The organism is Lancefieldella sp., from assembly GCF_057237245.1.
Window position 1 is genome coordinate 309,726 of the sequence record NZ_DBHHJM010000001.1, and the last position, 11,632, is coordinate 321,357.

General features: G+C 51.6%; 10 protein-coding genes. All 10 read right to left on the minus strand.

From position 1 onward, the window contains the following. Positions 1-11 precede the first annotated feature (11 nt). On the minus strand, positions 12-311 hold the full coding sequence (gene rplW / locus ACO5GU_RS01490) for a 50S ribosomal protein L23 (protein WP_035426953.1): 300 nt from the start codon (positions 309-311) through the stop codon (positions 12-14). Beyond that, positions 311-937 carry a 50S ribosomal protein L4 gene (gene rplD, locus ACO5GU_RS01495; RefSeq protein ID WP_035426955.1) on the minus strand — a complete coding sequence of 209 codons (627 nt, stop codon included), beginning with the start codon at positions 935-937 and terminating at the stop codon, positions 311-313. The genes rplW and rplD overlap by 1 nt, the downstream gene beginning before the upstream one ends. A gap of 39 nt (positions 938-976) precedes the next feature. Then, complete coding sequence (gene rplC, locus ACO5GU_RS01500; RefSeq protein ID WP_035426957.1) at positions 977-1,597, minus strand: 50S ribosomal protein L3; 621 nt, start codon at positions 1,595-1,597, stop codon at positions 977-979. Positions 1,598-1,978: 381 nt separating this feature from the next. Beyond that, positions 1,979-2,536, minus strand: a complete 558-nt coding sequence (locus ACO5GU_RS01505) for a low molecular weight protein-tyrosine-phosphatase (RefSeq protein ID WP_484929744.1) — start codon at positions 2,534-2,536, stop codon at positions 1,979-1,981. Between the two features lie 446 nt (positions 2,537-2,982). Continuing rightward, on the minus strand, positions 2,983-3,291 hold the full coding sequence (rpsJ, locus tag ACO5GU_RS01510; RefSeq protein ID WP_012809247.1) for a 30S ribosomal protein S10: 309 nt from the start codon (positions 3,289-3,291) through the stop codon (positions 2,983-2,985). A gap of 43 nt (positions 3,292-3,334) precedes the next feature. Further along, a complete protein-coding gene (gene fusA / locus ACO5GU_RS01515; protein WP_313995614.1) occupies positions 3,335-5,431 on the minus strand; it encodes an elongation factor G in 2,097 nt (698 codons plus the stop codon). Between the two features lie 24 nt (positions 5,432-5,455). Further along, entirely contained in the window at positions 5,456-5,926 is a 471-nt protein-coding gene (gene rpsG / locus ACO5GU_RS01520; RefSeq protein ID WP_012809249.1) for a 30S ribosomal protein S7, read from the minus strand. A 38-nt stretch (positions 5,927-5,964) separates the two neighbouring features. Then, positions 5,965-6,336, minus strand: a complete 372-nt coding sequence (rpsL, locus tag ACO5GU_RS01525; RefSeq protein ID WP_035427082.1) for a 30S ribosomal protein S12 — start codon at positions 6,334-6,336, stop codon at positions 5,965-5,967. Positions 6,337-6,633: 297 nt separating this feature from the next. Next, complete coding sequence (locus ACO5GU_RS01530; RefSeq protein ID WP_035435856.1) at positions 6,634-7,017, minus strand: ArsR/SmtB family transcription factor; 384 nt, start codon at positions 7,015-7,017, stop codon at positions 6,634-6,636. Between the two features lie 183 nt (positions 7,018-7,200). Further along, positions 7,201-11,631: a DNA-directed RNA polymerase subunit beta' gene (locus tag ACO5GU_RS01535; RefSeq protein WP_484929746.1), complete on the minus strand. Its 4,431-nt coding sequence runs from the start codon at positions 11,629-11,631 to the stop codon at positions 7,201-7,203. Between the last annotated feature and the right edge of the window lies 1 nt (position 11,632).

Consider the following 11,632-nt stretch of genomic DNA (forward strand, 5'->3'; position numbering starts at 1 on the left):
GGAGAAAAACCTTACTCAGCAGAGTTATTACCGAAGATCTCGATAGTCTCACCAGCAGCGAGGGTAACAATAGCCTTCTTCCACTGGCGGGTCTTGCCTGCCTGCTGATAACGTACACGCTTGTTCTTTGGCTTAACAGAAAGTGTGTTTACCTTGGTGACGTGTACAGAGAAGAGCTTCTCTACAGCTGCAGCAATCTCTTCTTTACCTGCGTTACGAGCAACCTCAAAAGTGTACTTGCCCTGCTCCATCAGATCAAAAGCACGCTCTGAAACGATAGGACGAATGATGACCTCATAAGGAGAGTTCATTATGCGAGCACCTCCCCAAGCTGCTTAGCGACATCAGCGGACATAACAAGTGCGCCGTTGTCGATCAGGAAACGAGTAGTAACCTCAGAAACGCCGAAGATTGAAACCTTAGGAAGGTTACGGAAAGAGAGGTAAGTGTTGACATCGTCGTCTGGGACAATGACGGTAACGCGCTTACCCTCAATACCGAGGTTCTGAAGTGCAGCCTTTGCCTGCTTGGTGGAAGGCTGAGCAAACTCGAGAGAGTCAACGAGGACAAGCTCGGAGTCTGCAACCTTGCCGGAGAGGACGGACCTCATAGCAAGCTTGACCATCTTGTTGTTAATACGACGTGCGTGGGAACGAGGGGTAGGTCCAAAGATGACGCCACCACCAGTCCACTGACCAGCACGAATAGAACCCTGGCGAGCACGACCAGTACCCTTCTGACGGTAAGGCTTAACGCCACCGCCGGATACCTCGTGACGGTTCTTTGTAGAGTGGGTACCCTGACGTGCGGATGCGTCCTGGCAGACTACAACCTGGTGCACAACAGGGATGTTTGGCTCAATGCCATAGACGTCAGAGGAGAGCTCGGCGTCGCCGACCTTCTTTCCCTCTACGTTCTTAATCTCATACTTGGACATGTTGTCTCCTTGTTAGCCTAAGTGTTTGCCTAAAGGCCCTTAGGCCATGCGGACCTGGACGAGGGCATTCTTGCCGCCAGGAACAGCACCCTTGATAAGCATGAGGTTCTGCTCAGCATCAACGCGGACAAGCTTAAGGTTCTTGACCGTAACGCGCTCTGCGCCCATGTGACCATACATGTGAAGGCCCTTACGAACGCGTGCAGGGTATGCGCACTGACCAATGGAACCTGGACGACGCTGGTTACGAGAACCGTGAGTCATTGGACCGCGAGAGAAGTTCCAGCGCTTAACGGTACCCTGGAAACCCTTACCCTTAGAAGTGCCTGTTACGTCAACAGCGGTGACCTCAGAGAAGTCAGCAACTGTGACAACATCGCCGGTCTTGTGCTCAGAAGCATCCTCAACGCGGACCTCGCGGAGGTAACGCATTGGCTCGACGCCCTGTGCCTTGAAGTGACCAGCCATTGGCTTGTTGACATGCTTCTCGGAGATGTCGCCGAAGCCAATCTGTACGGCATTGTAGCCGTCCGTCTCAACAGTCTTTACCTGTGAAACGGTGCAGGGGCCAGCAAGAACGACGGTAACAGGAACGACGTTGTCGTTCTCGTCCCATACCTGGGTCATGCCCAGCTTGCGGCCGAGGATGGTATTAACCATGCTCTTTCCTAACCTTCGGTGGTCATGGGACCTTGAGAGCACATCGGGTACTCTTCCCCAGCGGACCACGTCCTGTACATACTGCTTTTAGACATAATTGTCCTGTTTGAGCAGCCCGTCTACTTTACACTCATTTTTGACAAGAAACAAGCCTAAAATCTCTAAAAGATGAACGCTTTGTGAAGAGCGTTTGATACCTTCTAGCTGCGAGATCTTTCTTCTCGCCTATTTTGCGAGGTCAAACCGCTGACCCGGGCGTATCCATTGGCGAGAAACCCGGAAAATTTTGAAAAGTTTTTTCAAAAAATTTTGCCAAAACAATCCGCGATAATTATTTTGCTAGAAGCAGGCTGCCAAGACTAAGCAGCTAAAGCTAGGCAACTAAGACCAGGCAGCCAAAAGTTTCTTGAGCAATGCTTCGCAACCCTCAGTGACATCCTCATACGTCAGATCAAAATTTCCTGAGTACCATGGGTCCGCAATGTCGCAAGGCTTCTCTGTCCAATCAAGGAGCAGCGAAACCTTTCCAAGCGGATCATTTTTAAGCATACGCATCATGTTGCGCAGGTTATTATGGTCCATTCCAATGAGGTAATCAAAGTTCTCGTAATCTGCGCGCGTCATCTGCCTCGCACGATGATTGCCGCAACGAATCCCCTCTTGCTGAAGCTTGCGTCGCGTACGAGGGTCAACTGGATTACCAATCTCTTCAGTGGAGGTTGCTGCTGAGTCGATGACAAACGAGTCTGCGAGACCGTTTTTCTCGACAAGATCTTGCATGACGTACTGTGCCATCGTTGACCTCCAGATATTTCCGTGGCACACAAAGAGGATTTTTGCCATGCGGGAGTAATTTGGCCGAGCGTTTACCGAGCAGCCGGTATTTAGCTGGCTACTTGTATTCTGCTGACCACTTATGTTCTGCGAGCTTTGGTGCATCTCTTCTCCTGCGCGCTTTAAAAGTATTCGCTTCCCTATTCTACGGGTTTCTCGCCAAGTGCAGATGTGAGTTACGTCTAGAAAAGTCTGCCTGAAAAGTACAAAGAATCTGTATTTCCGCCACCGATTCTTTAACAAAATCAGGCAAAACCACAGATTCTTTGATGTATTTAGGCAAAATTTACAGATTCTTTGAAGAAATCAGGCGCACGTCAGGCTCGCGCCGCCCACCTGGCGAGAAAACCCGTCCACTTCCAGCATATGCGCACAAGAAATCCGGTATCCACACGAAATGGATGCCGGGTTGAAATCGCTTGCGACCCGTGTTCGCACGGTCTCCGCACTTGGTTCACGCGTGATTCGCACATGGTTCAACGCCATCCACGCAAAAACCCTCCCGCGCGAAGATGCGCAGGAGGGTTTGCAAGTTGGATTAAGCCGTATGCTTAGAGCTTGATCTCGATATCGACACCAGCTGGAAGGTCGAGACGCATAAGCGAATCAACGGTAGAAGCGCTTGGGTCGAGAATATCGATGAGACGCTTGTGAGTACGCATCTCAAACTGATCACGGGAATCCTTATCCTTGTGTGGGGAGCGGATAACCGTGTAAAGGTTACGCTCGGTTGGCAGAGGGATAGGACCGGAAACACGCGCACCTGTCTTCTGTGCGGTGTCAACAATCAGCTTAGCGGACTGATCAATGACCTCGTGATCATAGCCCTTGAGGCGAATCCTGATCTTCTGGCTTGACACTTTGGGTACCTCCATACATGAGCTAGAGCTCGTGGTCGTTTACTTAGGATGCAGAGCCGCCGTTTTTGGCGACAATCTCTTCGCGTACAGCGTTAGGAACGGGCTCGTAAGAATCGAACTGCATGGTGTAGCTCGCGCGGCCCTGGGTCTGGGAACGAAGGTCGGTTGCGTAACCGAACATCTCACCAAGAGGCACCTTAGCGCGGATGACCTTGGCGTCCATACGATCGTCCATACCCTCAATCTTGCCACGACGGGAAGAAAGGTTGCCCATAACGTCGCCCATGTACTGCTCAGGTGTCTCAACCTCAACAGACTCAACAGGCTCGAGAAGGACTGGGTTGGACTTCTTGAGAGCATCCTTAATTGCCATAGAACCAGCAATCTTGAATGCTGCCTCAGAGGAGTCGACCTCGTGGTAAGAACCGTCAACAAGGGTGACCTTGATGTCGACTACTGGGTAACCAGCAATAACGCCGTTCTCAAGAGCCTCACGAATGCCCTTATCGATAGATGGGATGTACTCCTTAGGAATAACACCACCGACGATAGCGTTGACAAACTCGTAACCCTTGCCCTCTTCCTGTGGCTCAAGGTCGATGACTGCGTGGCCATACTGACCCTTACCACCGGACTGACGGACAAACTTGCCCTCAGCGTGGCTTACTGCCTTACCAGCAGTCTCGCGGTAAGCAACCTGTGGCTTACCAACGTTGCAGTCAACCTTAAACTCACGACGGAGACGGTCAACAATAATCTCAAGGTGAAGCTCGCCCATACCAGCAATGATGGTCTGGCCGGTCTCGTGATCAGTGTGAACCTGGAAGGTTGGGTCCTCTTCAGCCAGCTTAGAAAGGCCGATGGACATCTTCTCCTGCTCAGCCTTGGTCTTAGGCTCAACAGCAACGTCAATAACAGGATCTGCGAAGCTGATGGACTCAAGGATGATTGGGTTCTTCTCGTCACAAAGGGTGTCACCAGTAGTGGTGTTCTTTAGACCAACGCATGCAACGATGTCGCCTGCGGAGCACTCTTCACGGTCAACACGGTCGTTTGCGTTCATCTCGAGGATGCGGCCAAAGCGCTCACGGTTGTCCTTGACGGAGTTGTAGACGTAAGAACCTGCCTCTGCCTGACCAGAGTAAACACGAATGTAGGTAAGCTTACCAACATAAGGGTCAGTCATAATCTTGAATGCAAGAGCGGAGAATGGCTCCTTAACGTCTGCGTGACGGACAGCCTCGTCACCCTTAGGAGTGACACCATCAATCTCTGGAACATCCAGAGGGCTTGGAAGGAAGTCGATGACTGCGTCCAGAAGCTCCTGAATACCCTTGTTCTTGTAAGCGGAACCAACAAAGACAGGGTTAATCTGACCAGCAAGAACGCCAGCACGAAGAGCACCCTTAAGGGTCTCAACGTCAACCTCTTCACCCTCGAGAACAGCCATCATGAGCTCCTCAGAGAAGTCAGAAGCTGCCTCAAGAAGCTCTTCACGCTTCTCAGCTGCAATCTCTACAAACTCAGCAGGAATCTCGTCGAGTGGCTCAGGGTAAATCATGCCCTTAGCATCCTCTTTGAAGTCCCATGCAGTGTTGGTGACAAGGTCGATAAGACCCCAGAAGTTGGACTCAGCGCCCATTGGGACCTGAGCTGCAATTGCGTTTGCGCCAAGGCGGTCACGCATGGTCTGGATTGCACGGAAGAAGTCTGCGCCTACGCGGTCAAACTTGTTGATGAATGCAATACGAGGTACGCCGTACTTGGTTGCCTGACGCCAAACGGTCTCGGACTGTGGCTGAACGCCTGCAACTGCGTCAAAGACTGCAACTGCGCCGTCCAGAACACGAAGAGAACGCTCAACCTCAGCGGTAAAGTCAACGTGGCCTGGGGTGTCGATGATCTGGATGACATGGTCTTTCCAGAAGCAAGTAGTAGCTGCGGAAGTAATGGTTACGCCGCGCTCCTGCTCCTGAACCATCCAGTCCATGGTTGCTGCACCGTCGTGGACCTCACCAATCTTGTGGGTCTTACCGGTGTAGTAAAGAATACGCTCCGTAGTGGTGGTCTTACCAGCATCGATGTGAGCCATGATGCCGATGTTGCGGAGGTCTTTAAGATTGTACTTAGTCTTAGCCATTTGTTTGCTACTCCTGAATTCCGACTAGAAGCGGTAGTGGGAGAAGGCGCGGTTGGCCTCAGCCATCTTGTACAGGTCCTCGCGGCGCTTGACGGATGCACCTACGCCGTTAGTTGCGTCGATGATCTCGTTTGCAAGACGCTCTGCCATGGTCTTCTCTTTACGGCTACGGCTGAAAGTGACCATCCAGCGGATAGCAAGAGTAGTTGCACGACGGGAGTTGACCTCCATTGGGACCTGGTAAGTAGCGCCACCAACACGCTTAGGCTTAACCTCAAGTGTTGGGCGAATGTTATCCATAGCCTTCTTGAAGACAGTGAGGGCATCCTCGCCAGTCTTCTCTGCGACGATGTCAAATGCACCGTAGACAATGCGCTCTGCGGTTGCTTTCTTGCCGTCGAGAAGGACCTTGTTAATAAGCTGGGTTACCAGACGATTGTTGTAGACGGCGTCAGGCATAACCTCACGACGTACTGCTGCTGCGCGACGCGGCATATTAATCTCCTAAGAACTAGTTCGAATAGTGGACGTGATTACTTAGCACGCTTAGTGCCGTAACGGGAACGGCCCTGAGCACGATTCTGAACTGCTGCGCAGTCGAATGCACCGCGAACAACCTTGTAACGAACACCAGGAAGGTCACGGACACGGCCGCCACGAACCAGAACAATGGAGTGCTCCTGGAGGTTGTGGCCCTCACCAGGAATGTAAGCGGTTACCTCAATGCCATTAACAAGACGAACACGAGCAACCTTACGGAGTGCTGAGTTAGGCTTCTTTGGCGTAGTGGTGAAAACGCGGGTGCAAACACCACGCTTCTGTGGGTTGTGCTGAAGAGCGGCGTTCTTAGACTTTGACTTGACGCTCACGCGGCCCTTACGTACGAGCTGGTTAATAGTAGGCAAGATCTTCTCCTTCTTATACCTATCTACCTGCAGTTTTACATATTCGAAAGGCGACACAGCACTGTCCCCTTGGAATTACGCAGGGAAGTACTTTACGCTGATGAAAGCCACATGTCAACAAGCCACTGTGCCGGGCGTATCTATACTTCATAGAAATTACACGATGAGACAAAAATCGCTTTGTAGCTTCTTTACCACCCACTTTTGGCGAGAAACCCGGTGTGCTCGCAAACAACCCTGCAAAGCAATACAGAACCTAGGTATCCCCAAGTGGTGTATCCGCTTGTAGCGTATCCCCTAGTGGCCCAACAGATGTGCGGCATGTGCGAGGCCAACACGAATCAGCGTTGTGACATGCTCATCTGCAAGTGAATAGATGACCTTTCTGCCGTCTCTTTTTGCATTAACAAGACCGCGGTCTCGCAAAAGACGCAACTGATGAGAGGTTGCTGATTGTGAAACAGAAAGCATTTCCTGCAACTCTGTGACGCTTTTCTCGCCATTTACCAGGGCGCCCAAAATTTGGAATCGCGTGAAATCAGACAGCGCATCAAAAATCTGAGTTGCATCATAGATAATGTCGTCGTTTACCAGGTATTCGTTCAGTTTCTGATCAGAAACGTAATCGCACGTAGAATGAGTGTGCTCGCACTGTTCAGAATCGTGGGAATGACTATCCATTGCTCTTCCTATCTTTTGAGAGTCGCAGAGTTCATGGCTACTTAACGTGAATCATAAAAGATTAGTATATACCGATACTCCCCCATCTACGCGCAACTAAAAGAGGACTCCAGCTAACGGCTGAAGTCCTCTTCTGTATCGGAGTCAATCTCCGAAAAAGTTTGATGTATCAGGCGAAATTACTTACTCGTCTTCGCCGTCTGCCTCAGCGTCCATGCGGACAACCTGATTGAGAAGGTCATCCAGAGAACCAAGGTCCTCGTTGATTACATCAGGGCTAACCTCGTCGGAAGAAGAACCGATGAGTGTCTCAGTGTAATCAGAGTGCGTGGATGGAGCTGCAGAGCCCAGCATCAAGCCGCCATCGCCTTCTGGCGAGAAGACCATGTTGAGCAGCTGAGAAAGATCCTCAGAATCTGCCTCATCCTCTTCTGGCTCAAGGATGTAGAGGAGGTTACGAGCCTCAAGGCCATCGCGGAGCTCCTCGATTGCCTTTGCACCAATACCATCGATGCGAAGCAGGTCTTCCTCGGTCTTACCGATAAGATCGCCTACGGTCTCAATGCCAACCTCGCTGAACTTGTTGGTCCAACGCTGTGACACGCCAAGATCGTCGAAGAGGTACAGCTTTGCGTCCTCGCTTGAAAGCGTACGGCCATTCTTGGAGTAAACGCCACCGTTGTAATCCTCGTTGACCCAGTCAAGCTGCTTAGGAAGCTGCTCCTCGATGTCCTTAAGCTCTGCTGGTGCCCAGTCTGGAAGAGACTTAGCAAGAGAAGAAGTTGGGCCATCAATCTTGGTGCCGTGGTAGGTAAGCTCAACATCGCTGTATGCGGAGAGACCAGTACCTGCAGGAATCTGCTTACCAACAATAACGTTAGACTTGAGGTCAAGCAGGTGGTCAACGTCGCCCTCGATAGCTGCAGAGGTAAGAACGCCTGCAGTACGAATGAACGATGCACTGGAGAGCCAAGAATCGATAGAGCTTGCAACCTTCAGAGTACCAAGGATTGCTGGCTCTGCCTCTGGTGGAGTACCACCAGCAAGGGCAATGTTCTGGACAGTCTCTGCAAAGACATAGCGGTCCACATACTGACCAAGCAGGTACGAAGAGTCACCTGGGTTGGTAACCTGAACACGGCGAAGCATCTGACGTGCGATAACCTCGATGTGCTTATCGTTGAGTTCTACACCCTGGGAGGTATAGACGTCCTTAACGGACTCAACGAAGGTATGCATAGTGGACTCAATGTCAGTGAGTCGACGGAGCATACGGAAGTTGACGAAGCCGCGGGTAATCTGGTCACCAGCACGGACAACAACGCCATCCTCAATGCCAGGCATGAAGCGGACAGATGCAGGTACACGCCACTCCTCGATGACACGAGAAGCATCGTCTGCATCAACAATACGCAGCAGATACTCGGTGGTCTCTGGGGTAATGTGAAGAACACCAGAAACAGGAGCCAGGTCAGCCTCGCGGCCAAGAATCTTCTCGTTGACGTTGCCGACGACGTCGAACATACGAGCAACGGTAGGAAGACCCTGCGTAATATCGTCTGCGCCTGCAACACCACCGGAGTGAATGGTACGCATGGTCAACTGAGTACCAGGCTCACCAATGGACTGAGCTGCGATAATACCAACTGCAGTACCAATGTTGACAGGACGACGGGTGGAAAGATCCCAGCCGTAGCACTTCTGGCAGACGCCGTACTTAGACTTACAGGTCAGAAGCGCACGGAGCTGAACCTTAGCAAGGCCGTGCTCAACAAGACGCTCAAGATCCTGTTTGGACTCAACATAGCCACCAGCAGGGATAAGAACCTCGCCAGTGTTTGGATCGCAGACATCCTCAAGGGTGCAGCGGCCAATCAGGTCAGTATCAACAGAAGTCTGACCAGGCTTAATCAGAGGATAGGTAACTGCCTCATCAGTGCCGCAGTCCTCCTCGCGGACAATGACGTCCTGTGCAACGTCGACGAGTCGACGAGTCAGGTAACCAGAGTCGGAGGTGTGGGATGCGGTATCTACCAGACCCTTACGAGCGCCATAGGTAGAAATGAAGTACTCGAGAGGCTCAAGACCCTCGCGGAAGTTTGCCTTAATTGGAAGGTCGATGGTTTCACCGGACATATCTGCCATCAGGCCTCGCATACCAGCAAGCTGGCGAAGCTGTGTCTTAGAACCACGAGCTCCAGAGTCAGCCATCATGTAAATTGGGTTGTTCTCTGCAAAGCCTGTAAGCATCTCAGAGCCGAGAAGATCGGTGCACTCGGTCCATGCGTTAACAACCTCAACGTGACGCTCTCGCTCGGAAAGGAAGCCGTCCTCGTAGTACTCGTTTATCTGGTCAACGCGGTCCTGTGCCTCCTGAAGCAGCTGTGGCTTGTGTGGAGGAATAACAGCGTCCCAAACAGAAACGGTTAGACCAGCAAGAGTTGCATAGTGGAAACCAGTCTTCTTGATGTTATCCAGAATTGGCTCAACATCAGCCATTGGGTAACGGTCGCAGCAATCGTTGACCAGAACACCAATGTCGGACTTAACCATCTTATAGTTGATGTATGGGTAATCCTCTGGCAGGCACTGACGGTTGAAGATAATGCGACCAACAGTGGTCTCAAAACGCTTAGTACCCTCAGTAACGTCCAGATCCTCATACTGACCGCGGCCAGTCATAACGCGGAAGATAGCACGATCGCTATCAGCAACGTTTGCATCCTTGGAGCTTACGCGGACAACAACCTTTGCCTGAAGCTCAAGGTCACGGTTGGCCTCAATAGCCAGAAGAGCATCCTCAAAGCTTGCAAAGGTAAGAGTCTTAGCGTCTTCACCGGTCTTCTCGGAAGTGAGGTAGTAGACACCAAAGACCATATCCTGAGAAGGAACGGTCAGAACCTTACCAGAAGCAGGGCTTCTGAGGTTGTTGCTGGAGAGCATCAGAATGCGAGCCTCTGTCTGTGCCTGAGTAGAAAGTGGCACGTGGACAGACATCTGGTCGCCGTCGAAGTCTGCGTTGAATGGTGCGCAGACCAGAGGGTGCAGGTGGATTGCCTTACCCTCGATAAGGACTGGCTCAAATGCCTGGATAGACAGACGGTGAAGGGTAGGTGCGCGGTTGAGAAGAACGAGGCGGTCCTGAATGACCTCATCCAGAACGTCCCAAACAACTGGGGTACCACGGTCAATAGCGCGCTTTGCGCCCTTAATGTTTTCAACCTTACGGAGCTCAACCAAACGACGCATGACAAATGGCTTGAAGAGCTCAAGTGCCATAGCAGATGGAAGACCGCACTGGTGCAGTTTCAGGTGTGGGTCAACAACAATGACGGAACGGCCAGAGTAGTCAACACGCTTACCCAGAAGGTTCTGACGGAAGCGACCCTGCTTACCCTTAAGGGCCTCAGCAAGAGACTTCAGAGGACGTCCACCACGACCAGTGACTGGACGACCACGGCGACCGTTGTCAAACAGAGCGTCAACGGACTCCTGAAGCATGCGCTTCTCGTTATTAACAATGATAGAAGGTGCCTCAAGGTCAAGCAGGCGCTTAAGACGATTGTTACGGTTAATAACACGACGATACAAATCGTTTAAGTCGGAAGCTGCAAAACGGCCACCATCAAGCTGAACCATAGGACGAAGATCAGGTGGAATAACTGGAACAACGTCAAGGATCATGTTAGCTGGATCGTTGCCACCCTTGAGGAAGGCATCAACAATCTCAAGACGCTTAATGGCCTTCTCGCGCTTCTGCTTCTGAGCATCCTCATTGGCGATAATAGCGCGGAGCTCCTTGGCCTCTTTCTCAAGGTCAATGTTGGAGAGAAGGTCACGTACAGCCTCTGCGCCCATGCCACCCTTGAAGTAGATGCCATAGTAGCGCTTAAGCTCGGAGAACAGACCCTCATCGGAGATGAGCTCTCTGGTCTCAAGCTGCATGAACTTCTCGAAAGCCTCACGACGAAGCGTCTTCTCTTCCTCGTACTCTTCCTCAAGATCAGCGACGCCTGCACGAATCTCGTCCTCAGAAAGAGGCTCAAAATCGCCAAACTCGTCATCCTGTGGCTGGCCCTGCTCGCGAAGACGTGCGATCTGATCGTCACGCTCTGCGTCAAGCTCTTCGAGGTCTGCTGCAAGCTCCTCACGAAGATCGTCTACGTCAGCCTCACGTGCCTCAGTGTCAACACTGGTGATTACGTAAGATGCAAAGTAGAGGACTTTCTCGAGGTCCTTGCTCTTGATGTCAAGAAGACGTGCCAGAGGGAAGCTGGTTGGGCTCTTGAAGTACCAAATGTGGCTTACAGGAGCAGCAAGCTCGATGTGGCCCATGCGGTCACGACGAACCTTTGCGGTGGTTACTTCAACACCGCAGCGCTCGCAGGTAATGCCCTTGAAGCGAATGCCTTTGTACTTACCGCAGGCGCACTCCCAGTCCCTTACAGGTCCAAAGATCTTCTCACAGAAAAGACCGTCCTTTTCTGGCTTAAGGGTACGGTAGTTGATGGTCTCAGGCTTCTTTACCTCGCCATAGGACCAACCGCGGATATCATCAGCAGACGCTAGAGAAATTTTAATAGCGTCAAATTCAGTGGAATCGAAATCTGCCACA